Annotated in this window: 13 protein-coding genes and 1 pseudogene; 9 read left to right on the plus strand and 5 right to left on the minus strand. The window is 60.2% G+C overall.

From position 1 onward, the window contains the following. Positions 1-5: 5 nt before the first annotated feature. Positions 6-9,560: pseudogene (locus EE949_RS29105) on the plus strand (amino acid adenylation domain-containing protein); the annotation flags it as partial. After that, positions 9,557-10,531, plus strand: a complete 975-nt coding sequence (locus EE949_RS29110; protein ID WP_122667432.1) for an alpha/beta hydrolase — start codon at positions 9,557-9,559, stop codon at positions 10,529-10,531. The pseudogene EE949_RS29105 and the gene EE949_RS29110, both read left to right, overlap by 4 nt. Before the next feature lie 970 nt (positions 10,532-11,501). On the opposite strand, the gene fhuB is transcribed toward EE949_RS29110, so the two are convergent. From fhuB to EE949_RS29135, 4 genes are all read right to left on the minus strand, one after another. Further along, positions 11,502-13,508 (minus strand): Fe(3+)-hydroxamate ABC transporter permease FhuB, encoded by a 2,007-nt coding sequence (fhuB, locus tag EE949_RS29120; RefSeq protein ID WP_122667433.1) that lies wholly within the window; start codon positions 13,506-13,508, stop codon positions 11,502-11,504. Further along, a complete protein-coding gene (locus EE949_RS29125) occupies positions 13,501-14,412 on the minus strand; it encodes an ABC transporter substrate-binding protein (protein ID WP_122667434.1) in 912 nt (303 codons plus the stop codon). Before EE949_RS29125 ends, fhuB begins: the two co-directional genes overlap by 8 nt. 171 nt (positions 14,413-14,583) lie before the next feature. Beyond that, positions 14,584-16,923, minus strand: coding sequence for a TonB-dependent siderophore receptor (locus EE949_RS29130; protein WP_430735954.1), 2,340 nt, complete (start codon positions 16,921-16,923; stop codon positions 14,584-14,586). 180 nt (positions 16,924-17,103) lie between these two features. Continuing rightward, positions 17,104-18,792, minus strand: a complete 1,689-nt coding sequence (locus tag EE949_RS29135; protein WP_162874456.1) for a cyclic peptide export ABC transporter — start codon at positions 18,790-18,792, stop codon at positions 17,104-17,106. A 680-nt stretch (positions 18,793-19,472) separates the two neighbouring features. Between EE949_RS29135 and EE949_RS29140 the strand changes: the two genes are divergently transcribed. The 3 genes from EE949_RS29140 (at position 19,473) to fhuF (ending at position 21,989) form a co-directional block, all read left to right on the plus strand. Further along, positions 19,473-20,807: a lysine N(6)-hydroxylase/L-ornithine N(5)-oxygenase family protein gene (locus EE949_RS29140; protein WP_122667436.1), complete on the plus strand. Its 1,335-nt coding sequence runs from the start codon at positions 19,473-19,475 to the stop codon at positions 20,805-20,807. Positions 20,808-20,929: 122 nt separating this feature from the next. Continuing rightward, positions 20,930-21,178, plus strand: coding sequence for a hypothetical protein (locus tag EE949_RS29145; RefSeq protein WP_122667437.1), 249 nt, complete (start codon positions 20,930-20,932; stop codon positions 21,176-21,178). 55 nt (positions 21,179-21,233) lie between these two features. Further along, a complete protein-coding gene (gene fhuF, locus EE949_RS29150) occupies positions 21,234-21,989 on the plus strand; it encodes a siderophore-iron reductase FhuF (protein ID WP_122667438.1) in 756 nt (251 codons plus the stop codon). A gap of 62 nt (positions 21,990-22,051) precedes the next feature. On the opposite strand, the gene EE949_RS29155 is transcribed toward fhuF, so the two are convergent. Then, the gene (locus EE949_RS29155) at positions 22,052-22,819 is read right to left on the minus strand and encodes an ATP-binding cassette domain-containing protein (RefSeq protein WP_122667439.1); all 768 of its coding nucleotides are present in this window, start codon (positions 22,817-22,819) and stop codon (positions 22,052-22,054) included. Positions 22,820-23,507: 688 nt separating this feature from the next. On the opposite strand from EE949_RS29155, the gene EE949_RS29160 reads away from it, so the two are divergent. The 4 genes from EE949_RS29160 (at position 23,508) to EE949_RS29175 (ending at position 25,923) form a co-directional block, all read left to right on the plus strand. After that, positions 23,508-24,257 carry an FKBP-type peptidyl-prolyl cis-trans isomerase gene (locus EE949_RS29160; RefSeq protein WP_122667440.1) on the plus strand — a complete coding sequence of 250 codons (750 nt, stop codon included), beginning with the start codon at positions 23,508-23,510 and terminating at the stop codon, positions 24,255-24,257. 381 nt (positions 24,258-24,638) lie between these two features. Further along, positions 24,639-25,091 (plus strand): YkvA family protein, encoded by a 453-nt coding sequence (locus EE949_RS29165; protein WP_122667441.1) that lies wholly within the window; start codon positions 24,639-24,641, stop codon positions 25,089-25,091. 128 nt (positions 25,092-25,219) lie between these two features. Then, on the plus strand, positions 25,220-25,567 hold the full coding sequence (locus EE949_RS29170) for a helix-turn-helix domain-containing protein (protein WP_122667442.1): 348 nt from the start codon (positions 25,220-25,222) through the stop codon (positions 25,565-25,567). Continuing rightward, entirely contained in the window at positions 25,564-25,923 is a 360-nt protein-coding gene (locus EE949_RS29175) for a hypothetical protein (RefSeq protein ID WP_027899633.1), read from the plus strand. Before EE949_RS29170 ends, EE949_RS29175 begins: the two co-directional genes overlap by 4 nt. Positions 25,924-26,123: the final 200 nt, after the last annotated feature.

Consider the following 26,123-nt stretch of genomic DNA (forward strand, 5'->3'; position numbering starts at 1 on the left):
CATCGGTGGAAGAGGCCGTGGTAATTGCCCGCGACACGCCGCAAGGCAAGCAGCTGGTGGGTTATGTGGTGGTTCATGGCACTGAAGGAAACGACAGCGAAAGCCTGCGCCGTGAACTGCTGGAGCACCTGCCGGAATACATGGTGCCTGCGCAGATTTTAGTGCTGCCCGCCATGCCGCTGTCGCCTAACGGCAAGCTGGACCGCAAGGCCTTGCCGGAGCCTGACTTCAGCCAGCAACAGAAGCAATACCAGGCCCCGCGTGATGAGCGCGAGACCCTGCTGGCAGAGATCTGGCAGTCGGTTCTGGGCATTGAGCGGGTCGGTATCGACGACAACTTCTTCGAGTTGGGCGGCGATTCGATTGTCTCGATTCAGGTGGTCAGCCGTGCCCGTCAGGCTGGTCTGCAACTGAGTCCGAAAGACCTGTTCCTGCACCAGACCCTGAAAGCCCTGGCCGCCGTTGCGCGTCAGGGTGACAGTGTGGCCGTGGTCAACGCACCGGCCAGCGGCCGCACGCCGTTATTGCCGATCCAGCACTGGTTCTTCGAACAGCAACTGCCACACCGCGCACACTGGAACCAGTCGGTATTGCTTGGTTGCCAGCAAGCACTGGACAGCGCCGTGCTGGAGCGCGCCCTCGGGCACGTCTGCCAACTGCATGATGGCTTGCGCCTGCGTTTCGGCACTGAGCCGAGCAGTGCCGAATATGCCGTCTACGAACACGATCCCGAGCTGCTGTGGATTCGTCAGGCCGCAGATGCCGACGAATTGCTGATGCACTGCGAGGCGGCCCAGCGCAGCCTGGATTTGAGCCAGGGCCCACTGTTGCGTGCGCTGCTGGTGGAATTGGCTGATGGCAGCCAGCGCTTGCTGTTGGTGATTCATCACTTGGTGGTAGATGGCGTTTCCTGGCGAGTACTGCTGGAAGACCTGCAGACGGCTTACCGGCAACTGGCGAGCGGAGTCAGCGTGCAACTGCCACCGCGCAGCAGCTCGTTCCAGCAATGGGCCGAGCGGCTGGCGGCCCATGCCCACAGCGCCGAAATGAGCGCCGAACTGAAATACTGGCAGACCAGCCTGCAAGGCCCGAGCGGCGATTTGCCTGCACGTGACCCACAGGCCAGCCTGAGCGGACGCCATGCGCGCACGCACAGTGTCGAACTGGATGCCGCGACCACCGCCGCCTTGTTGCAGCAGGCCCCTGCGGTGTTCCGCACGCAAGTCAACGACCTGCTGCTCACCGCCTTGACCCGCAGCCTGTGCGCCTGGACGGGCGAGACCTCGGCGCTGGTGCAGCTCGAAGGGCATGGCCGCGAAGCACTGTTTGACGACCTCGATCTAAGCCGCACGGTCGGCTGGTTCACCAGCCTGTTTGCCCTGCGCCTGCACGACAGCGGGGAGCCGATAGCTACGCTGAAGTCGGTCAAGGAGCAACTGCGTGGCGTACCGCAGCGTGGCGTGGGCTATGGCCTGCTGCGTTACTTGGGTGGAGAAGGGCAAAGCCTTGCCGCACTGCCGCAGGCACGAGTCACGTTTAACTACCTGGGGCAGTTTGACCACAGTTTTGGCCGCGATGCCTTATTCCAGCCTGCCAGCGAACAATCGGGCGCCAACCGTGATGCCGAGGGTGCGCTGAGCAACTGGCTGAGCGTTGACGGCCAGGTCTTTGGCGGCAAGTTGAGCCTGCGCTGGACGTACAGCACAGCGATGTTCGATGACACAGCCATCGAGGGATTGGCCCAGTCTTATGTCGAGCAATTGCAGGGTTTGATTGCACTGTGCCTGGAGGAAGGCGCGGGCGGTGTTACACCGTCTGACTTCCCGTTGGCAGGCGTGGAGCAAACGCAGCTTGATGCCTTGCCGCTGGCCGCTCGGCAAATCGAAGACCTTTATCCGCTGGCACCGATGCAACAGGGCATGCTGTTCCATGCCTTGTATGAAAACGAGGGTGGGGTTTATGTCAACCAGTTACGCGTCGACATCGACGGTGTTGATGCCGAGCGCTTCCGTACGGCCTGGCAGGCTGCGTTGGATAGCCACGACAATTTGCGTGCGAGCTTCCTTTGGGAAGGTCTGGCGCAACCGCTGCAATTGATTCATCGGCAACTCAAACTGCCGCTGGAAGTGCTCGACTGGCGCCATCGCGACGATCAGGCCAGCGCCCTTGATGCGCTGGCCCAAGCGCAACGCGCCACAGGTTTTGCCCTTGATCAGCCGCCACTGTTACGGCTGGTGCTGGTGCGGTGTGACGAGCAGCGTCACCAGTTGATCTATACCCATCACCACATCCTCATGGACGGCTGGAGCAACGCGCAACTGTTTGCCGAAGTGTTGCAGCGCTACGCCGGGCAAGCCGTCGTAGCCAGTGGTCATTACCGCGATTACATTCAGTGGCTGCAGGGCCGTGATGCGGCCGCCAGCGAGGCTTTCTGGCAGACGCAACTGGCGGCGCTGGACGCGCCGACCCGCTTGGCAGAATGTGTTCCGCAGAGCACTGCTCAGGACGGTTTTGGCCAGGTACAACGCTTGTTGACCGTTGAGCAGGGCGCACGCCTGAGTGCGTTTGCCCGTCAGCACAAAGTCACCGTCAACACCGTGTTGCAGGCGGCCTGGGCGTTGCTGCTGCAGCGCTACAGTGGCCAGTCCACTGTGGTCTTTGGCGCGACCGTGGCCGGGCGTCCGGCTGAGCTGGCGGGGATCGAGCAACAATTGGGCCTGTTCATCAACAGCCTGCCAGTGGTGGTCAGCCCGCGCGCCGAACAGCCATTGGCAGATTACCTGCAAGCTTTGCAGGTACAGAATCTGCAACTGCGTGAACACGAACACACGCCGCTGAGCAGCATCCAGCGCGCCTTTGCACAGGGCGGCGAGGCGCTGTTCGACAGCCTGCTGGTATTCGAAAACTACCCGGTTGCCGAGGCCTTGCGTCAGGCTCCGGGTGGTTTGAGTTTTTCCGGCATGCAGGCGCAGGAAAACACCAACTACCCGTTGACGCTGATGGTTGCTCAGGGCGAGCGACTGCGCTTGAACTTTGACTACCGTTGCAGCCATTTCCACACGGACACCGTGCAAAGCATCGGCGACCAACTGTTGCACCTGCTTTGGCAGTTCTGTGCCGACGGTCGCCAGCCGCTGGGTGAAATCGGCTTGCTGGACAGCAGCGCACGTCAGCGCGTGCTGCGTGATTTCAACGCCAGCGCCATGGACTATCCGCGTCAGGCCTGCCTGCATCAGTTGATCGAGCAACAGGCTGCGCTCAATCCTCAGGCGCTGGCACTGGACGACGGCAATGCCCAGCTCAGCCACGCGCAGTTGAATGCGCGGGCCAATCGTCTGGCCCGCTGGTTGCGTGCTCAGGGTGCAGGCCCGAATTGCGCGGTCGGCGTTGCACTGGAACGTACCGTGCAGTTGCCGGTGGCGTTGCTGGCGGTGCTCAAGGCTGGCGCTGCGTATGTGCCGCTGGACCCTGAGTTCCCTGCCGAGCGTCTGGCGCACATGCTGGCCGACAGCGAAGTGCGCTTGCTGTTGACCCAAGAGCATTTGTTGAGCGAACTGCCGGACAGCCAGGCGCAGGTGTTCTGCCTGGACCGCGACTGGTCGCAGCTGGACAGTCTGGCCGAGCACGACCTGCGCCCGGACGAATTGCAACGGCCAGTGAACATCGACGACCTGGCGTATGTGATCTACACCTCCGGTTCCACGGGCAAGCCCAAAGGCGTGGCCGTGCGTCATGGCGGGGTGGTCAACTTCATGTCAAGCATGGCCCGTGAACCGGGCCTGATGGGCCGCGACCGGGTTCTGGCGCTGACTTCGCTGTCCTTCGATATTTTCGCCCTGGAGCTGTACCTGCCGTTGCTGGTGGGTGGCAGCGTGCAACTGGTGGACCGTGATTGCGCCCGAGACCCGGCGCGGTTGCTGGCCACCGTGCTGGAAAAAGGCGTGACAGTGATTCAGGCGACGCCGTCAACCTGGACGCTGCTCAGCGCCCATGAGGATTTTTCGCGCCTGCAGGGTTGCCGTTTCTTCTGCGGTGGTGAGGCGCTGTCAGTCGAGTTGGCAGCGGTGCTCAGTGCCCAGGCGGATGAACTGTGGAACCTTTACGGCCCGACCGAAACCACCATCTGGTCAGCGGCCTGGCATATTCCTCGCGGCGGTCGGGCGTTGCTCGGCAAGCCGATTGCCAACACCCGGCTATACGTCCTGGACGCGGCGCTGCAACCGCTGCCAGCGGGTGTTCCCGGGGAACTCTACATTGCCGGTGACGGCCTGGCGCGTGGTTATCACGCACGGCCGGGGCTGACTGCCGAGCGCTTTGTAGCAGATCCGTTCAACGCGCAGGGCGGTTGCATGTACCGCACCGGTGATCTGGCGCGCTGGAGTCAGGACGGTGTGCTGGAGTATTTCGGGCGTATCGACCATCAGGTCAAGGTGCGTGGTTTCCGTATCGAACTGGGCGAAATCGAGTCGTGCCTGCTGGCGTGCGCCGGGGTGCGTGAAGCGGTAGTGATTGCCCGCGAAACCCCATTGGGCAAGCAACTGCTGGGCTACGTCGTCGCTGACGGCGAAGCCGCTGTCGGGCCCGAAGAGCTGCGCGCTGAGTTGCAGGCCCAATTGCCGGACTACATGGTGCCTGCACAGGTGATGGTGTTGACACGCATGCCACTGACGCCGAATGGCAAGCTCGACCGCAAGGCCTTGCCAGACCCGGATTTCAGCAGCTTGCAACAGCGTTATCAGGCGCCGCGCAGCGAGCTGGAACAGCGTTTGGCCACGCTGTGGCAGCAGGTGCTGGGGCTGCAACAGGTCGGCATCGACGACAACTTTTTCGAGTTGGGCGGCGACTCCATCGTGTCTATCCAGTTGGCTGGCCGCGCACGTCAGGCCGGGCTGCAACTCAGCCCGCGGCAACTGTTTGAGCACCCAACCGTCGCGCAACTGGCGCAGGTGATCACTGCTGTGGGCGTGCCTGTAACCAGCAGCGTCAGCGACTCGACGGCTGCACAAACGGGGCACTTCCCGCTGGCGCGTCTGGACGCTGGGCAGATCGAGAAGCTGGGACTGGACCTGACTCAGGTCGAAAACCTTTACCCGCTGTCACCCATGCAGCAGGGCATGCTGTTCCATGCGCTGGACAATCCGGGATCCGGTCTGTACGTCAATCAGATCAGCGTGCCGGTAGAAGGCCTCGACAGCACGCGCTTCGCCCAGGCCTGGCGTCGCGCCGTGGCTCGCCACGACACGCTGCGCAGTGGTTTCATCTGGCAAAGCGGCCTGCGTGAACCGTTGCAGGTGGTGTATGCCACGGCCCCGGCGCAGTTGCGCCTGCGTGACGATGTGCAGGATATCGTCGCCTTTGCCGAAGCGGATCGTCTGGAAGGTTTCGATCTGGCCCAGCCGCCACTGCAACGCCTGACCCTGATTGATCTGGGCGAGGGTCGCCAGCATTTGATCTGGACCACTCATCACTTGCTGATGGACGGCTGGAGCGGCGCGCAACTGATCAAAGAGGTGCTGCAACTGTATGCAGGCGCCGAATTGCCAGCGGTCAGTGCGCGTTATGCGGACTACATCGGTTGGCTGCAACGCCAGGATGGTGTGGCAGCCGAAGCGTTCTGGCGTGCCCGCCTGGCCCAGGTGCAACAACCGACATTGCTTGCCGACAGCCTGTCGCGCCCGGCCGAAGGTGAGGGGCACGGCCTGAGTTACAGCCATTACGATGCGACGGCCACCGAGCGCTTGAAAACCTATGCGCGCAGCCAGCGCATCACCCTCAACACCTTGCTGCAAAGTGCCTGGCTGCTGCTGTTGCAGCGTTATACCGGGCAGCAACAGGTGGTGTTCGGTGCCACGGTGGCCGGGCGCCCGGCACAACTGCCGGGTATCGACAGCCTGCTCGGGCTGTTCATCAATACCTTGCCGATTGCCCAGGCCCCCAAGGCTCAGGATGATTTGGGCGAATGGCTGCGTCAGCTTCAGGCTTACAACGCCGAAGTACGCGAATTTGAACACACGCCGCTGTATGACATTCAGCGTTGGGCCGGACACAGCGGTCAGGCCTTGTTTGACAGCATCATCGTGTTCGAGAACTACCCGGTAGACGAGGCACTGCGCCGTGGTGCCGGTAACGGCCCGCGCTTTGGCGAGCTGAGCCTGAAAGACGTGACCAACGTGCCGATGGACCTGGCCATACGTGTGGGTGAAGGCCTGGAGATTGAGTACCAGTATCTGCGCAGCCATTTCGACGCGGTGGCGGTCGAGCGGATTCGCGGCAACATGGAGCAGATACTCGACGCCATGGTCGCTGGTCAGGCGCGCTTCATTGGCGATCTACAATGCCTGTCCGAGGCTGATCGTAGCGCCTTGAGCAATTGCCGTGGCCCGCATCAGGCTCGCTTGCCGGCGCCGCCGGTGCATCTGGCGATTGCAGATCAGGCGCGCTTGCGTCCGTCGGCCACTGCCTTGCTGTGCGGCACCGAACAGCTTGAGTACGCCGCGCTGGAGTCTGGCTCCAATCAATTGGCGCATCATTTGATCAGCCTGGGTATCGGGCCGGAAGTGCGGGTCGGCGTGGTGCTGCCTCGCGGGGTTGCGATTCCGCTGGCACTGCTGGCGGTGCTCAAATCGGGCGGGGCTTACGTGCCGCTCGACGCGGATTACCCGCGTGAGCGTCTGGCGTTCCAGATGGCCGATGCCGGAATTGCGTTGCTGATTACTGACAGCCGACTGCGTGAGCGCTTGCCGCTGCCCGACGGCGTGCTGTGTCTGGAGCTCGACACGCTGGATCTGAGCACCGAACGCAGCGATTTGCCGTCGGTAAAGCTGGAGCCTGAAAACCTCGCGTACATCATTTACACCTCAGGCTCCACGGGTCAGCCCAAGGGCGTCAGCGTGGCCCACGGCCCGTTGGCGATGCATTGCGCGGCGATTGGCGAGCTATACGAAATGGACAGCTCGACCCGCGAGCTGCACTTCATGTCGTTCGCGTTCGACGGTGCTCACGAGCGCTGGCTGACCACACTGGTACACGGTGGCAGTCTGGTGCTGCGTGGTGAAGAGTTGTGGACACCGGAGCAGGTCTACACGGTACTGCACGAGCAGCGCATTGATGTGGCTGCCTTCCCGCCGGCTTATCTGCAACAACTGGCCGAGCACGCCCTGCGTGACGGTAATCCGCCGCCGGTGCGGATCTACTGCTTCGGTGGTGATGCTGTGCCAAACGCGAGCTTTGAACTGGCCAAAAAGGCGCTGCGTCCACAGTGCATCACCAACGGTTACGGGCCAACCGAAACGGTGGTGACACCGCTGCTCTGGAAAGCCGACGCAAACACGGCTTGCGAAGCCGCGTATGCGCCAATCGGTAAAAGCGTTGGCGCACGTCAACTGCATATCCTCGATCCGGACCTGCGCCCGGTGCCATTAGGTGTGGCGGGTGAGCTGTACATCGGTGGCGAAGGCTTGGCTCGCGGTTACCATCAGCGTCCTGACTTGACTGCCGAGCGTTTCGTGGCTGACCCGTTCAGCACAGACGGCGGCCGCTTGTACCGCACAGGCGATCTGGTGCGTGGCCGCGTCGATGGCGTCATTGACTATGTCGGGCGTATCGATCATCAGGTAAAAATTCGCGGGTTCCGTATCGAACTCGGGGAAATCGAAGCGCGTCTGCAGGAGCACCCGCAGGTTCGTGAAGCGCTGGTCGTCGCCCGCGACGGCCATAGCGGCAAGCAACTGATCGGCTATGTGGTCAACCACCCAGGCGTTGCGCTGAGTGGCGACGACTTGCGTGCATACCTGCGCGCACGGCTGCCGGACTACATGGTGCCGGTACAGGTCATGCTGCTTGAGCGCATGCCGTTATCGCCTGCCGGCAAGCTCGACCGCAAGGCGCTTCCGGAGCCGCAATGGAACAGCGGCACCTCGTATGTCGCACCGCGTAATGCCACTGAGCAGGTTCTGGCCGCGATCTGGCAAGACGTGCTGCAGGTTGAGCAAGTCGGCATTCACGATAACTTCTTCGATTTGGGTGGCGACTCGATTCTCAGTCTGCAAGTAATTTCCCGGGTGCGTCAGGCCGAAGGGCTGGGGCTTGAGATCCGTCTGCGTGATCTTCTGCAATACCAGACCATTGCCGGTTTGCTGGAACGCGCCCAGGAGAGCACCGAAACGGATGCTGCCGAGCCACAGGCGGTGGCCGAAAGTGTCGGTGATGAAGCGTTCGGGCTGATCCCGATTCAGCAATGGTTGTTCGAGCAGGACCTGCAAGCACCTGAGCACTTCAACCAGGCGATCCTCTTGCAGTGCCGCGAACCGCTGGACGTGGTGCATCTGGCTGCGGCGTTGCAAGCGATACTCAGCGAGCATGCCAGCCTGCGCCTGGCGTTTGTTCGCGGCAACGATGGCCAGTGGCGCCAGCGCTACTGCGAACTGAGCGAACTGCAGGACGGACTGCGCGCCGACCCGGTGTTGTGGCTGCGTGACGCACTGGACAGCGAGGCCGCGCTGGCGATTGCCAACCAGGCCCAGCGCAGTCTGGACATTACCAACGGACGTTTGCTGCGGGCGGTTTACAGTGAGTTGGCCGACGGCAGTCAACGGCTGTTGCTGGTGGCTCACCACTTGGGTATCGACGGTGTCTCGTGGCGGATCCTGCTTGAAGACCTGCAACAGGCTTACACACAGCTGTGTAACGGCCAGGAGCCGCGCTTCAGTGCGCGTACCAGCAGCTATCGGGCCTGGGCGCAAAGTTTGCGCGAGTATGCTGCGCATCCGCGTCTGCTGGCCGAGCTGCCGTACTGGTTGCAGCAAACCGAGCCTGCGGGCCTGGGCGAGCCGCCGCAGGACAACCCGCGTGGCAGCCAGCGTGTAGCGCATATGCAACAGGTGCAGTTACGCCTGGACCGCGACCTGACGGCGCAATTGCTGAAAGTTGCACCCGAGGCGTACCGCACCCAGATCAACGATTTGCTGCTCACGGCGCTGGGCCGCGTGCTGTGTCGCTTCAGTGACAGCGAGTCGGTGTTGCTCGGTCTTGAGGGCCATGGCCGCGAGGACATTTTCGAAGGCCTGGATCACAGTCGCACGCTTGGCTGGTTCACCAGTCTGTTCCCGTTGCGCCTGACGCCGGGGCAGGGCGGTTATGCCGAGTCGGTTGTTGCCACTCGCGAGCAACTGCGCGCGGTGCCTGATAAAGGTATCGGGCATGGCGTGCTGCGTTACCTGGGTGATGCCCAGACCCGCCGCTTGCTGGCAGACAGGGTGCAACCGCGTGTGACCTTCAACTACCTGGGGCAATTCGACCAGAGCTTTGATGACAAGGCGCTGTTTGCGCCGCTGCAAGAGCGCCCCGGCGATGCATATGCCGCCAGTGCACCACTGAACAATTGGCTGGAGATCATCGGTCAGGTTTACGACGGTGAGCTGGCATTACGTTGTCTGTTCAGTAGTCGGGTGTTCCGCACCACGACCGTCGAACAACTGATGGCGTTGTACCGCCAGGAACTGCAAGGCCTGATCCAGCACTGTTGCGCACAGGTCGCTGAACGCGAGCAGATGCCGGTATGAGCCGGTCACTAGTTAACGAGGTGAGTATGTTGCACCCGGATATTTCTGCCTTTCTCGATATGGTTGACGACGGCCGCCAGGCCGGACGTCCGGCGCTTCATGAGCTGAGCGTCGCGCAGGCGCGGGAAGAGTTCGAAGCCTCTTCGCAGGCGCTCAAGGCCAGTGCGCCGCTGATGCCGGTCGAGCATTTGCTGTTGCCTGGGCGGCAAGGGCATGAGTTGCCAGCGCGTCTGTACCAACCGGTGTCCGACGCGCCTGCACTCAGGCCGGTGTTGCTGTATCTGCATGGGGGCGGTTACACGGTGGGCAGTCTGGATTCTCACGACGGTCTGTGCCGTTCGCTGGCCCAGGCCTGTGGCTGTGCGGTGCTTGCACTGGGTTACCGGCTGGCGCCTCAAGCGCCATTCCCGGCAGCGGTGGATGACACCCGCGACGCCTGGGACTGGCTGCAAAAGAATGCCGCGTCTTACGGCCTCGACGTGCAGCGCATTGCTGTCGCCGGTGACAGTGCCGGGGCCACTCTAGCCAGTGTGCTGGCCGCCCAATTGGCCAGCGAGGGCGGGCCGCAGCCGCGAGCGCAGTTGCTGTTCTATCCGGCAACTGACGCAACCCGGCGCAGCGAATCTCAAGAGCTGTTTGCGGAAGGTTATTTGCTGGAAACCGCCAGCCTGGACTGGTTCTATCACCACTACGCAGCGGATCTGGCACAGCGTCATGACTGGCGTTGTTCACCGCTGTATGCGGCTGATGCATTGCGCGGCAGTGCGCCTGCCTTGCTGTATGCCGCGCAATACGACCCGCTGCTGGACGAGGGTCTGGCCTATGCCGAGGCGCTACGTGAACAGGGCGTCTCGGTGCACGCGCAGCTGTGTCATGGCATGACCCATGACTTTCTGAGGATGGGCGGGCTGGTGCCCGAAGTGGACAGCTACTTCCGGCAAGCGGCGCAGTTTCTCTCGCGTCACTGGTAAACATCGAGTGAAGCCTGAACAGGCCTCTGTTCAGGCTTCACCACGATTGGCATAGGTATCTACACATCTTTCCATGCAGGGATTTTTGCGTACATATCCGCTACCGCGTTAAGGGCTTCTATTGGTTGCGCTTTTACAGCGCCTCACTTTTGAAAAGAGCCGGAAGCCGGCCCAGCCAAAAGTAAGCAAAAGGCTCATACCCCACCACTCGGCCCCTCGCTGTCGCTCGGTGTACCCGCCCGCAGATCCTGAACCGTGGGCCGCTGCAATGGGCCATCCATGGCCCGGTGCAGCTAACCCGGCGTCCTGCCGGGTTGCCCACGCTTCAGAATCTCCGTTCGGCCAGCGTGGTTTAACGGGGCGCCCCAGATCAAAAACACGGCGGCCTGAAAGCCGACCTGTTTGTGTAAATTTACCGACCTTCTGGAGCACCCCCCACGCCACTGACACAACGCTGTCGCGCAGCAAACTCAGTTCATGTGGGAGCGGTGCTTGCCCGCGATAAAGGCGACGCGGTCTGAAGGATACACCGCGCTGTTCTTATCGCGGGCAAGCACCGCTCCCACAAAAAACCGCATGTATCCAGGCTCTGCTTCAGATCTGCTTCAGATCTGCTTTAGATTTTGATCTTAGGCGCCCCGTTAAACCACGACGGCCGGAAATCGACATTGCTGCGTGGGGCAAACCGGCAGGGATGCCGGTTTAGCTGCCTCAGGCCATGGATGGCCGGTGGCAGCGGCCCCACGCAGCAATGTCGAATTACGGGTATGCCGAGCGACAGCGAGGCACCAAGTGGTGGGGCAAAAGCGTTTTGGTTACTTTTGTCTGGGCCGGCTTCCGGATCTATCAAAAGTGACGCGCTGTAAAAGCGCAACCAATACATGCCATTAACGCGTTAACGGATATGTACACAAGAATTGCTGCATGAAAGTTGTGTAGATACCTATGCCACGATTGGCAGCGCAACCGATCAGCGCCGCTGGCGGTGCATCAGCCAGAGGAAGTACGGACAACCGATAAAGGCTGCCAGCAACCCTGCAGAAACCGGCCACGGGTAAGCGATATTACGTCCCAGCCAGTCGGCTACGAGCATGATCAGTCCGCCGATGATTGCACTCAGCAAGATCTGCGGCGCAGTACGGTGCACGCCGAGCTGGCGGGCGATGTGCGGCGCGATCAAACCAACGAAGCTCAGCGGGCCGACGATCAGCGTGGCGGTCGCGGTCAGTACTGCTGCCACGCCGAGAATCGCCAGGTGGCTGAGACGCAATGGCAAGCCGAGGGCTGAGGCCGTGCCGCCACCCAGAGTCAGCAAGTCCAGCGGCCGCGAAAGCAACAGGCTGACCAGCAGCATGACGCCAGCGATTACCAGCGCCGTCAGCGCGGCCGGACCGTCGACGTGATAGGTCGAACCGGTCATCCAGCTCAACAGCAAGGTCATGCGCGGATCTCCGCTGGCCATCAACAGCGTGCTCAACGCCCCCATCAGCGTGGTCAGGCAGACCCCGGTAAGTAACAGGCGCTCCGGGCTCAAGGCGCTGCGCCAGTTGAACCAGAACAGTGCGCCGAGTGTGAGCAGGGTACCGGCGCAGGCTGCTGGTACCATCAAGGCCTGTGGCTGTGGCACCAACAGGAATAGCACCATCACCCCCAACGCTGCACCGGAGCTGGCACCCAGTACTTCCGGGCTGGCCATCGGGTTGCCGGTCAGACGCTGGATCAGCAAACCAGCCACCGCCAACATGACTCCGGCGCTGAGCGAACCCATTACCCGTGGCAATCGCCATTGCAACGCGCCGTCGAATTGCTCCGGGCCGCTCCAGTGCCAGCCGTGCAAGCCGATGCCCAGGCTGATTGCCGGTATGACCAGCAACAAGAGCAGTACTGCACCGACGCTGATGTACCGGCCAGTGTTGTGCAACCTGCGCCACGTGCTGCCCTGCTGCGCGACGATGCCGCCGCTGCGCTGGCGCTTGAGCAACCAAAGCAACAGCGGCACGCTAAACACGGCGGTGAGAATGCCGGCCGGCACTTCACCGACAAATCGTGACAGCTCACGCGCGCACTGGTCCACCAGACACAACAGCGCTGCGCCCATCAACGGTGCCCATATTAGCCGTTGGCGCAAGGTGCGCGCCCCGCTGAGGCGGGCGATGGCTGGCGCTGCGAGGCCGACAAAACCGATGATGCCGACGGCACTGGTAACGAAGGCGCTGAGTGCCACGGCGACTACTAGCCCCAAGGTGCGCGTGGTCCGCAGCGAAACCCCAAGGCTGGCCGCGCTCTGGTCTTCAAGCCCCAGCACGGCCAGAGGCCTGGCGAGCAAACCGGCAATCAGTGCGGCGACTGCCAGACGAGGCGCCAGATAAGTCACGCCTTCCCAGCCACTCTGGTTGAGTGAACCGGCTTGCCAGAGCAGCAGGTCGACGAGGTAGTCATGGTTGAACAACACCAGCAGTGAATTGATGGCGTTGCAATACAGGCTGATCACCATGCCCGCGAGGATAAAACGCAGCGAAGACATCGTGCGGCTCCAGGCGAAGGCGAACAGCGCCAGCGTGGCCAGCCCGGCACCGACCAGCGTCACTCCCTCCAGGCCATGCAGCAGCAGGGCAGGTGCGGCGATAGTGGCAATCGACAGGGCCAGATTGGCTCCGGCCGCCACGCCGAGCGTGACCGGCTCGGCCAGCGGGTTGCGCAGAATCTGCTGAAACAGCGTCCCCGCCAGCCCTAACGCAGCCCCTACCATCAGGCTGACCAGCAGGCGTGGTGCGAAGCTGAAATGCAGCAGGACCTGACGGCCGTCGTCCAGGTCTGGGGTCCACAGTGCCTGCCACCACAGCGCGCTGGGCAGCAGGGCCTGTAAGCCATGCACCGCGATCAGCACCGCCAGCAAGGCCAGCACCAGAACCCAGGGCAGAGGTCCCTGGAACAGCGCAGGGCGAGGGGCCGTCAGGCCGATAGCCGGTTCAAGCATGCTCTTGTTCTCCGCGATGGCTCAGGTACGTGCCGATCAATTCGGCCAGGTTGAGTGCCGAGGCAGCCGCGCCGTAAGGGAAGAATTTACCCAGCGCCAGGGTGTTGCCGCGTCGCACTGCGGGCAGGTTTTCCCACAGCGCGTTGGTCTGGCGCAGACTCTGCAGTCGCGCCAACGTCGTCGGAATTTCGATGTACAGCAGGTGCGCGTCCGGGGTTTCGGCGAGTCGTTCGACGCCAATCAGGGCAATGCCCATGGCGCTGCTTGGGCCTTGCCAGGCATTGACCAGACCGAGCCGGTCGAGCACGTCCTGAATCATGCTGTTCTTGCCGTAGACCGTCGCATGGCGACCGTCCTGATTGAGCACTGCCACACAGATCGGCGGCTGAGGGCGTTGCGCCAGTTGTGCGCGCAGTTGAGCGAGACGGGTTTCACCAGCGGCGATCCAGCTTGCGGCCTGTTGCTGGCGGTCGATACGGGCTGCGAGCCTGGTCATGAAGCCAGTGGCGCTGGTCCAGACGCTAACGGCGCTGGGGTAGACATCGACCACTTCGGTGGGCGCAATGCCCTGCAGCGAGCGGGCGATGGCAGGCGGCATTTGATCGCTGAGGATCAATTGCGGGGAGAGTTCTTTGATCAATTCAAGATTGGGTTCCCAGTAGGGGCCCACGTCGAGGACTTCGGGAGGCAGTGGCGCAGTGGGCATGCGTCGGCTGTAATAACTGCCGTCGGAGATCGCCAGTGGCGTGACTCCCAGCGTCAACAGCGTTTCGGCGGCAGCCCAGTTGATGGCGATGATACGTTGCAGCGGGGCGGCGAAGAGGCTCATGGTGGGCAGACCGCTGGTCAGCGCAAGGCCGCCCACGGCAAATCGCTTAAGCAGGTGACGTCGGGTCAGAGGCATGTTCGTCCTCCTCGGTGGTAACGGCTCATCGTGATCCTCCAGAAACGACACCGGGCCCCTTGATCAAAGGAGCCCGGCTGAGGGTTCAGCAACGCACTGACAGGCGCTGCCTGCCCGACGCAGCATTGTGCTGCGCGGACAGACGTATACCCGTGAAAGATCAGGCGTTGATCACCATTTGTATTTCACGCTGGTCAGCAAGGTGCGGCGCATGCCCGGGTAGCACTCGTACGAGTCATCGCAAGTGGCTGAGTATTTCTCGTCGAGCAGGTTTTGGGCATTGACCGACACAGTCACGCTCTTGTTGAGCGGGTAGCTCGCGCCCGCGTCGAACAGGGTGTAGTTGTCGATGTGGAAGGTGTTGGCGTTATCGCCGTAGAGCACGCCGGTATAACGTGCGCCGCCACCCAGGCTGAGGCCATTAAGGATCGTGTCGTGGAAGGTGTAGTTCAGCCAGGCTGAAGCCATGTGCTTGGGCACGTTTGCCGGACGATTACCCTCGTCGCCACGGTTGCTCTTGGTGATCTCGGCCTTGGTGTAGGTGTAGGACGCAATCAGGTCCCAGTTCTGGTCCAGTTTGGCCTTGACCTCGGCTTCGATACCGCGCGACTGCTGTTCGCCACTGGCGACCGAGAAACCGGGATTGCCCAGTTCCTGGGTCAGTACGTTGGTCTTGGTCAGGTCGTAGGCTGCCAGGGTCATCAGGATATCGTCGGTAGGCTGGTATTTGACACCCGCTTCCCACTGATGCGCTTCGCTCGAATCAAAGGCGTTACCGCTGCTGTCCAGGCCAGTATTAGGCGCAAAGGACTCGGAATAGCTGACGTACGGCGCCAGGCCGAACTCGGTCAGGTAGGTCAGGCCCAGACGGCCAGTAAAGGCGTTGTCTTTCTGGTTCGACGAGGCACCGGCGTAGTTATCCAGGTCATTGCGCACATAGTCGTAGCGACCGCCTGCGGTCAGGATCCAGTGATCGTCGAACTTGATCTGGTCTTGAATGTAGCCACCGATCTGCTCAATGCTCTGGTCATAGTTGATCGAGCCGATGCTGTTGGCCTGGGTTGGGCGGGTCACCGGCTGGCCGTAGACCGGGTTGTAGACGTTCAGGTCCGGGCCGCGCACGCGCCAGCGAGTGACGTCCGCGTCCTGCCAGGTGTAATCCACGCCGGTCAGCAGCTTGTGCGTGAACGGGCCGGTCTGGAAGTCAGCCTGCAACTGGTTGTCCAGCGCAAAAGTGTTCATGTGCTGATCAAAACGGTCTGCGCCGCGAATGGTGTTTCCGGTGCCGACGTCAACACTGAACGGCAGCAGGTTCTGGAAGATCACGTCTACCTGACCATAGCGGGCGTTCTGGCGGAATTCCCAGGTGTCGTCGAAACGATGACGGAACTCATAACCGAAGCTGTACTGATCCTGATTCAGGTGGTTGAAGCTGTGATCACCCATCAGCGTATTGGTGGTGTGCCCGTTCGGCGTGCTGTAAGCAAACAGCGAGCCGCCGTTACGGTCACGCAGGAAGTCGCTGAGGAACGTCAGGCTGGTGTCTTCGTCCGGTGCCCAGGTGAAGGATGGCGCGATGTACAGGCGGTCGTCTTTGACTTCGTGGCCATCGTCGTAGTCCACCTGCGTGTTGGAGTCCCGTACCGATCCGACGACGCGATAAAGGAAGTGTTGCTGATCATCCAGTGCGCCACCAAGGTCGAACTGGCCTTGTCGGCGGTCATAGTTGCCGACTGAAAGCTGTACTTCGTTGACATGGTTGACTTCGGGTTTCTTGCTGACGCGGTTGATGATGCCGCCAGCGTCACCTTGGCCGAACAGGGTCGAAGAAGGGCCTTTTACCACGTCGATACGGTCAAACGCATAAGGTTCGCTGCGGAAGAACGCATAGCTGTTGTTCTGCTGACGCAGGCCATTGAGGTAGTCGCTGGTGGACTGACCGTTGAAACCGCGAATATACAGCCAGTCGAAACCTTTCGGATCCAGACCATAAGCTTCGACTTTGACGCCCGGGACGTAACGCAACGCATCCGTGACGGTTTGCGCGCCCTGGTCTTCCATCTGCTTGCGGGTGACCACGGAGATGGACTGCGGGATCTCGATCAGCGGCGTATTGGTCTTGCTGGCGCTGTTGCTGGTTTTCGGAACGTAGCTCTCGTACCCCTCTGGCACCGCCGCGCGACCGGAAATGATCTGGTCGGGCATGGTCAGTGGGCCGCTGGTCGGTGCCGCGGCAAGCAAGGTGACCCGGCTGCCTTCTATCTGATACTGGATGCCCGTCCCACGGAGCAGCGAGTTCAGTGCTTGCGTTGGTTCAATTTCGCCGTGCAGCTCGGGGCTGCGCAGGTTCTGCAATTGATCCGGGTTGAACACGATCTGCAAGTCAGACTGTGTACCGAGACTGATCAGCGCCGAACCCAGCGGTTGCGCCGGAATATCGATGCGCACCGGTGCGGCAATTGCGTTGGTGGCGGTCAGCGCCAGACCCAGGGCGGCGCTGCTGATCAACATTGCCAGATGGCTGGTCGGGTGTTTGAGGGTTGGGGGCTTGCTTTTACCAATCAATTTTTACGCTCCTGGATACTGGTTTTTAATAAAACTTTTTTAGTTTTTTTAGTTTTTTGGTGTTGGCGATGACAGACAGCTTTTTTACAACTACGGCGCCACTGTAATCAGGGGCGCCGTGACGGATCAGGTGAGTGCGACGTCGGGGCTGGTTGACGAGGTGTCCTTGTTATTGCGCTGGACCTCGACGATTTTCCCCGCGCTCATCCGCAGTAATCGGTCGGCGACATCGAAGTAGCGATCGTCGTGAGAAATCACGATCAAGGTCTTGCCCTGGGCGCGCAGCTCCGGCAGCAACTCGGTGTAGAAAATGCGCCGGAACTCAGGGTCCTGGTCTGCGGCCCACTCATCGAACACCAGCACCGGGCGCTTCTCTAACCAGGCTTGAACCAGAGCCAGGCGTTTGCGCTGACCGGTGGACAGGTCGGTGGTGGAATAGCTGTGGTCGTTCAGTGAGACCTTGTGGGCAATTTCCAGCCGTTCCAGATAGCGGTTGGCTTCGGCGGGGATTTCAGCACTGTCCTTGAGCAGGTCTTCGAACAGGAAGTAGTCGGCAAAAATAGTCGTGAACAGCTGGCGATAGTCGTCGCGGTTGCTGTCGTCGACAGGTTTTCCATCAATCAATACCTGGCCGCTCTGTGGCACATAAAGGCCCAATAGCAGTTTGATCATGCTGGTTTTACCGCAGCCGTTTTCGCCCGCAATAAACAGAATCTCACCGCGCTGGATGGTCAGGTTGAGCGGACCGACACCAAAACCAGTGCTGCCGTCTTCGGTAGGGTAGTGGTAGCTCAGGTCACGCAGTTCGATCTGCTCAATGTCCAGGGTTTTGCGCTCATCGTCGCGCAACAGCAGGTTGGGCTCCGGAGAAGAGAACCGAATCGACAGCTCGGCAATGCGCCGGAAAGCAACTTGGGCACGACTGACGATGGGCAGGTTGCCGACCAGATGCTCAAGCGGGCCTTTCATGTACAGCAACACCAGAATAAAGCCGCTGAGGGTGGCTCTATCGGTGCTCGGCCAGATTGACTCATAGGCCAGAGCCAGGCCTATGACGATGAAGAACAGGGTGGAGCCGAAGCCTTTGGCGACCACAAACAGGTTGATCGAACGAACCTGGATATCGCAGATGCGATCAATGGTGCCTTGCAGGCGCTCGTTGTAGTGCTGGAAGCGGCGCGGGCGGCTGATACGCAGCTCCTTGGCGCCTTCAGCCAGGGCACGGTAGTGCTTTTGCAGTTCGTCTTCTTCTTCGCGGGCCTGAAAGAACCCACGGATGCCACGGCTGCGCACCAGAAACTGGATGGCGCTGCCAATGATGATGGCGACCGCGGTGGTGAGGAACATCGGCAGCGACAAGACCGCCAGGTAGCCCAGGCAGCTCAGGCAGACCGTCAGCGATACCGCCAGCGGTGCAAAGGCGAACACAAAGTCGCTGATGGTATCGATGTCGTGCGTCAGTACCGGGATCAGGCGATGACTGCGATAGCGCTCGATCTGCTCGATAGGGGCGGAGATGATCTTGCTGCCCAGCTCTTTACGTAACCGTGCGATGGAGTGCTGCCCGACATAGTTGGTGCCGATGTCAGAAATGATCGATCCCAACAGCGCCAGCACGCAGAGGCCGGCAAACCCTGCCAGCAAGCCTGATTGCATGCCACCTTCGGCATTCAGGCTGTGGTTGATGGTGGCAAGTAGCGCAGTAATGCTGGCGCCGCCGATGATGCCGAGGACCGTCGCCATCAGCAACTGTGGCCAGAACGGCCGCAGTAGCTTGAAAAGCTCACCAAGGGTGCTTTGTGGGGGAGTCTGCATCATTTTTTCCTGGGCTCTGCGGCCACCGTCGGGCACGCTGGAATTCAAGGGCTGATCGGTGCTTTGGCCCTGAGAGGCAACGCCAATCCGAATCATTTTTGTTAAGACGAGTGAGCGAAGGAAAATTTAAGAAAAATTGCATGCTGGCAATTCGCCTTTTGTGGTGCGGGATTCTTCGTCTGGGCCAGCCCTGTCATGAACAGGCTCGCTGCTGCAAGAAAACATCACGAATTCAAAGGTTTATGCGGTGTTTGCTAAGCGGGGCAGTGGTGTCTTTGACACCGCGCTGTCGCGCAGCCGGCACTGCCCTGACTGGGACCGAATTTATCCGGGAAGGCGGCATTTCCGGCGATAAAGGTGTATTGGATGTACCGGCCCCTTCCCGGATAAAGCGAATCGCCTGCCGATACTGCCTGCGAGGGGCGGGTCGACTGCGCTTTAACTTAGCGATCCACTACTGCGGCCCGATACGCAAATGAGAAACATTACTAAAGTTTTTCCGAGCGCTCTCGTCACTACCTTTGAATGCACTTTTGAAAGCGCTTCTTCTGGCCGATGCGCAGGTGTTGGAAAAGGCAGGCTGCGCCGTGAAGGCGGAGTAACGCCACCCTCACGGTGAGGAAGATTTATTCCGGCCCGCGTCGTGCTCCACAGCTACCGTGAAACAGGACACTGGCATCATGACTCAGTTGATCTCACCGACCTACGACGTACTTGGCATTGGCTTTGGTCCGTCTAATCTGGCGCTGGCGATTGCTTTGCAGGAACAGGCTCTGCAGCAGGGGCGCAATTATCAGGCGCTTTTCCTCGACAAGCAGCACGACTACCGCTGGCATGGCAACACCCTCGTCACCCAGAGCGAGTTACAGATTTCCTACCTCAAGGATCTGGTCACCTTGCGTAACCCGACCAGCCCTTTCAGTTTCGTGAATTACCTGCACAAACACGACCGACTGATCGACTTCATAAACCTGGGCACACTTTATCCGTGCCGTATGGAATACAACGACTATCTGTGCTGGGTGGCCCGACAATTTTCCGAGCAGTGCGCCTATGGCGAAGAAGTTTCCCGCGTTGAGCCCGTGCAAGGTCCTGATGGCATAGAACTGCTCAAAGTGCTGTCCACCGATGTGCGGGGTCAGGAGCGTTTCCGTCTGGCGCGCTCCGTGGTCGTCAGTACCGGTGGGACGCCACGTATCCCGGCGGCGTTCAGTCATCTGCGTAACGACGCGCGTGTGTTCCACCACTCGCGCTACCTGGAAAGTATCGCCAAACAGCCATGCCTGAAGAACCCGTTGATGCGCATTGCGGTGATTGGCGGCGGGCAGAGTGCGGCCGAGGCGTTCATTGACCTGAATGACAGCTACCCTTCGGCGCAGGTCGACATGATTCTGCGTGCAGCGGTGCTAAAACCAGCGGATGACAGCCCTTTCGTCAACGAAATCTTCGCGCCGAGCTATACCGATCTGGTGTTCAACGAGCCGCAGGCAGAGCGTGAAAAGTTGATCCAGGAATACCACAACACCAACTATTCGGTGGTGGATCTCAACCTGATCGAGTCGATCTATTCGATTTTTTACCGACAGAAAGTTGCCAACCAGCAGCGTCATGCGTTTCTTAGCCGGCGCACTGTCGAGTTGGCCGGTGCCGACAGCAACGGCATCGAACTGACCCTGCGCGACAGCGCCACCGGCGCGACCGAGCAACGCCGTTATGACGTGGTGATTCTGGCTACCGGTTATCAGCGCAGCTCCCATCGCGAGCTGCTCGCGCCGCTCAAGGATTACCTCGCCGACTATGAAGTGGGTCGCGATTACCGTTTGAAAACCGATCCGCGTCTGCGTGCGGGCATCTACATGCAGGGCTTCAGCCAGGACAGCCACGGCCTTAGTGACACGCTGCTGTCGGTGTTGCCGATGCGTGCTGCGGAGATCGCTGCGTCGATTTTCGATCAGCCAAAGGGTGGCAAAAGCATCAATCGCGATACGAAGAGCCTGGCGGCACGAAGTGCCTGAGCGACTGTGACTGCGGTGTGATTTACACATCCGGACTAAATCCTCAGCGCCCCTGAGCGTCATACGAACCGGGGGCGCTGTTTTTCAATGCGCATTATTTCGCGGCCCGAGGTGGTCCTGCCATGTCCTGCAACTCTACCAACGGAACGTTGTTACTGCCCGATGGGCGCCGACTGTTCGCCGATGCAGGCGAGCGCTTCCTTATGTTGCTGGTCGACGATAAGCCGCTGCTTGAAGTGGCGCGTGACGGCGATGTCTGGCAGGTGCCGCATGATCGCGAGCCGTCACAACTGAATTTCGCACCGTGGGCATTGGCTGCGCTGATGGTGCAGAGCCGCGAAGTGTTCTTCGAGCAATGCCGGTTATGTTGACGTTATTTCACCTGGCCGTGATCACTCCCGACTCCAGGCAGCGCGGGGCGCAAGTATGATTGCTGCCCTTGCGCCGCTGTTCATGGGGCAGTTCGCAAGCTATCGCGACGTGCTGGTAACGCGTGATGACCCTCGGCCCTCGATTGCTTCCACGCGGCTGTTGCAGCCTGAGTATCTGGAGCCTGTGCTGCAGCGTTTTTCACCGGAACACGCGGGCCAGGACCGTCGCGCCCTGGCGTCACAATGGTCGAAGTATTATCTGGTCAAGCTGATTCCGCCGGTGGTGGCTGCTGCTCTGGTACTTGGCCGTCGCCTGCCGTTGGACTTTGCTGACGTCGAGGTGGTGCTTGATGCACAGGGCCTGCCTGAAGCCTTCAAGCTGACGGGCGACGGCGAGGTGTTCAGTAGCCCGCCGAGCGATCCGTTCCAACGTTTCAGCGACCTGATCGACACCCACTTGCAGCCTTTTGTGCAGGGCCTGGCCAGTGAGGTCAAGCTCTCACCCAAAGTGCTGTGGAGCAACGCCGGTAACTATTTCGAGTGGTTTATCGGTGAAATGGCGCGAGTGCCGCTGCCGCCGCATCTATTGGCGGATGGCAAGGCACTGCTGGAAACCGAATGGCGCCCGGACGGCTCACGCAATCCGCTGTTTTTTCCGATTCGCTACGAACCCGTGTCCTGTGACCTGCGCGCAGACGGACGCTGGCGTCAACGGCGAGTCTGCTGCATTCGCTATCGTCTGGACACGCTGGCTCATTGTGATAACTGTCCTTTGATCGACGAGCCGCCGCCGGAAATGATCACCCTCTAGCCGCCCTTGGCACTGCCGGGCGGTAAACCATCGCGCAGCGCTCAATTATTCATCTCAATCAGTCAGATCGGGTAGCTGATCGGTGAACCGTCGACAGGGTTGGGCAGCACGCCCATCGCAATGCCATAAATGTCTTGCAGGATTTCACTGCGCATCAACTGGCTTGGACTGCCCTGGGCGAGCAAACGTCCACCGTGCAGTGCCAGCAGATGGTCGCAATAACGAGCTGCCATATTGACGTCATGCAAGACCACCAGCACCCCGAGGTTGAGTTCGCGGCTAAGGGTCTTGACCCTGCCGAGCACTTCCACCTGATGGGCGATGTCCAGTGCAGACGTCGGCTCGTCGAGCAGCAGGAAACGGCTGTTTTGCGACAGCAACATGGCCAGCCAGACCCGTTGGCGCTCGCCACCGGACAACTGGTCGACCATTCGTTCGGCAAAGGTGTCGGTGTCGGTCAGTTCCAGCGCACGATCAATGTGCATGTTGTCTTCGCGCGTCACGCGACCCAGCGCCCCATGCCAGGGGTAACGCCCAAAAGCGACCAGTTCGCGGACATTCAAGCTGTCGGTCTGCGGCAATTGTTGGGGCAGGTAAGCGACCTGACGGGCGAAATCGCGACTGTTCCAACTGCTCAGCGGCTTGCCGTCCAGGCTGATCGTTCCTGAGGAAGGTTGCAGCTGACGGGCCAACAGTTTGAGCAGGGTCGATTTGCCCGAGCCGTTGTGACCGATCAGGCCGATCATCTGGCCATGGGGCAGTTGCATGCTGAGGGGTTGGAGCAGAGTGCGCTCGGTGACGTTGAGGCTGACGTTTTCCAGATCGAACATTAAGTCACCCTTAGACCGATTGAATCGCGGGGGGAGGAGTATAGGTTTTAATGTTAATGAGAATCAATGTTGAATTGCCTTGCCTGCGGGCCGATCAGGGAGGCACGACAACTAGCTTGAAAAAAACGCCGGAATCACTGCGTTTCTCCTGTTTTTTTGATCTGCTTTTGATTTTGATCTGAGGCGCCCCGTTAAACCACGCTGGCCGAACGTAGATTCTGAAGCGTGGGGCGCTCTTGAGTTGAAGAGTGGCAAGGATGCCGGTTTAGCCGCATCGGGCCATGGATGGCCCATTGCAGCGGCCCACGGTTCAGGATCTGCGGGCGGGTAAACCGAGGTGCCGAGTGGTGGGGCACGAGCGTTTTGCTTACTTTTGGCTGAGCCGGCTTCCGGCTCCATCAAAAGTGAGGCGCTGTAGAAGCGCAACCAATATCAGCCGTTACCCCAGAAACGGATATGTACGCAAAATGCACTAAATGCACTATACGAAGGTGAGGTCCCTGCCAGCCAGATTGTCGCCCAGACCTGAACCCCAACTGAACATCCCACGCTCTTGCCAAGAAAACCTTTGGATACCTGAACTTATCTGCATTTTCTGCCTCTCATGCCGGTAGCCATTGATCGCGGCACCCTGATAAGCTCGCGGCTTTACTCGTTTGCCCTATTGGCGCATGAACAAGGAATCAGAATGAAACAGCATCGGTTGGCAGCGGCGATTGCCCTGGTCGGTCTGGTACTCGCAGGTTGTGATAAGCAAGCCAGCACTGTTGAGCTGAAAACCCCGGCACAAAAAGCGTCCTATGGCATTGGTCTGAACATGGGCAAAAGCCTGGCTCAGGAAGGCATGGACGATCTGGACTCCAAAGCCGTAGCACTGGGTATCGAAGATGCCGTCGGCAAGAAAGATCAGAAACTGAAAGACGAAGAACTGGTTGAAGCATTCTCGGCGCTGCAGAAGCGTGCCGAAGAGCGTATGGCCAAAATGAGCGAAGAGTCGGCAGCTGCCGGCAAGAAATTCCTCGAAGAAAACGGCAAGAAGGAAGGTGTAGTCACCACCGCTTCTGGCCTGCAGTATCAAATCGTCAAGAAAGCCGATGGCCCTCAGCCTAAGCCAACCGACGTAGTGACTGTTCACTACGAAGGCAAGCTGACTGATGGCAAGGTATTCGACAGCTCCGTAGAGCGCGGCAGCCCGATTGATCTGCCAGTCAGTGGCGTGATCCCGGGTTGGGTCGAAGGCCTGCAACTGATGCACGTTGGCGAAAAGATCAAGCTCTTCATCCCGAGCGATCTGGCTTACGGCGCACAGAGCCCTAGCCCGACGATCCCTGCCAACTCGGTACTGGTATTCGACCTGGAACTGCTGGGTATCAAAGACCCTGCAGCTGCGGGCGCACCTGACGCCGACGAAGAACCGGCTGCTCCCGCTTCCAAATAAGCGACGCACCGGCTTCAACACAACGCCCCGTTTCGACGGGGCGTTGTCGTTTCTGGTCGAACGGATCTGCATGGGCGTAGTCGGAGTAACATGACACGCGTCAAGGCATCAGAGCCTTGTCAGACGATCCAACACTTTGTGACAGTGGCTGTGGGTAACTTCTGGACAGCCTCAAGTCAACGATTTTTCTAGCTTTTTTTATGTGACTAAAAAACGCCCGATTTGACTCCGGACCATGTAAAACGTGGCTTGTGGCCTGAAAAAAGGGCTCTGTTCACAAGGTTATCCACAAGTTGTGTGGATAACCTTTTTGAGTATCAGGCACCCCCTTTTGTAGGATGGGTGTTTATCGGCAACGGACGACACTCAACGGGAGTGGACATGAAAGCACCCTGGAATTTGCTCCGGTATCTACCCATGGCACGGCGGCTGATTGCTGCTGGCCGCTTGCCAGGTCTGTTATTTGCCGTGGCGCGCAAAGGCTCGGCCGAAGGCAGTCGTCTGGGCAAGATAAAAGATGATTTGCGCTTGCTGCAGGCGTTATGCCTGGCGTACTGGAGAGGCGAGTATCGAGCAATCAGTCCCAAGGCGATCCTGTCGATCGTGGCGGGGTTAATGTACTTCCTGAGCCCGCTGGACGCCGTACCCGACTGGATCCCGGGGATCGGCATGCTTGACGATATTGCCGTGCTGGCATGGGTCATGAAGAGTCTGGATGCCGAGCTCAACGCCTTTCGCGCCTGGCGTGCGCGTCAGTCACCCGAGAAGCTGATTGTGGTTGAGCGTCTTCCGGCGACAGCAGCCTTGCTGGAGCAGGAAAAAGCCAAGGACTGACCCAAGAGACTGGCCGTACAGGATACCGGGGGCGTATTCAGGTGGGCGGGGAGTCCCAGACCGCTGTTAAGATGCCAGCATCAGAATAAACTTACTCGATGTGTGTAGTTGTCCTACATGGGGGTCGTATGGATCTGCAGGTTATTTCTCGTGATGGGGAGCCGGAGTACGCAGTTCTGCCGTGGGCTCAGTATCAGGCTTTGCTGCAGGCAGCCGGTTTCTCCACCCCGTCGGGCGCTGAAACAGCGTCCGCATCGGTAGCGAGTGTCGCCGAGGCTGCCGAGTTACCCGGGCTTGAGCAACTGGCTACGCTGCGTGCCGCGAAGGGACTGGAAGTGGCGCAACTGGCCAGAACCGTCGGTATCAGTCCGTCGTATCTGGACATGATCGAAAGCGGCGAGCGCAAGCCGGATGCCGCTATTCTCCGTAGCCTTGCCTGGGAACTGGGTGTGGTTGGCTGGAGGGGGGAGTCATGAGTGTGCGTATCAGTCGTCAGCACTGGGATGGGCTGTTGGCTGAACTGGATCAGGCTCGCAGACAACGTCATTTGTTGACCTATCGGGCATTGCTGGAGCGTTTGCAGTTGCCTAGCCCGGCCATGCAGACCCTGACCGCCGCGCTTGAACACCTGGCGGCTATCGACGCCAAGGCAGAGCAACCGTTGCGCAGCTCGCTGGTGATCAGCCAGGGCGCGAGTCGTTTACCGCGTACTGGCTTTTTTGAGTGCGTTGAGCGTTTGGGACGGTTTTCGGGGCCGTCGGATGGCGTTGCCGCGGCGTCATGGCATGCATCGGAAGTCGTTCGGGTTTTTGAGTTCAGCTATCCCGAGTAGCGATCTGGATTTGCCACGCTGGAATGAGATCCTTCTGTGGCGAATTCTGTGTTGGCCTGAAAATACAGTTCTTGCGGGAGCGAATTCATTCGCGAAGAGGCCGGTACATCCGCAACCTGTGTATCGCCTGAAGTGCCGCCTTCCCGAATAAATTCGGTCCCACTGGATGGCGTAGGTCCATATAAGCACCGCCCCCCGCC

It is taken from the genome of Pseudomonas viridiflava (assembly GCF_900602065.1).
Taxonomy (GTDB): Bacteria; Pseudomonadota; Gammaproteobacteria; order Pseudomonadales; family Pseudomonadaceae; genus Aquipseudomonas.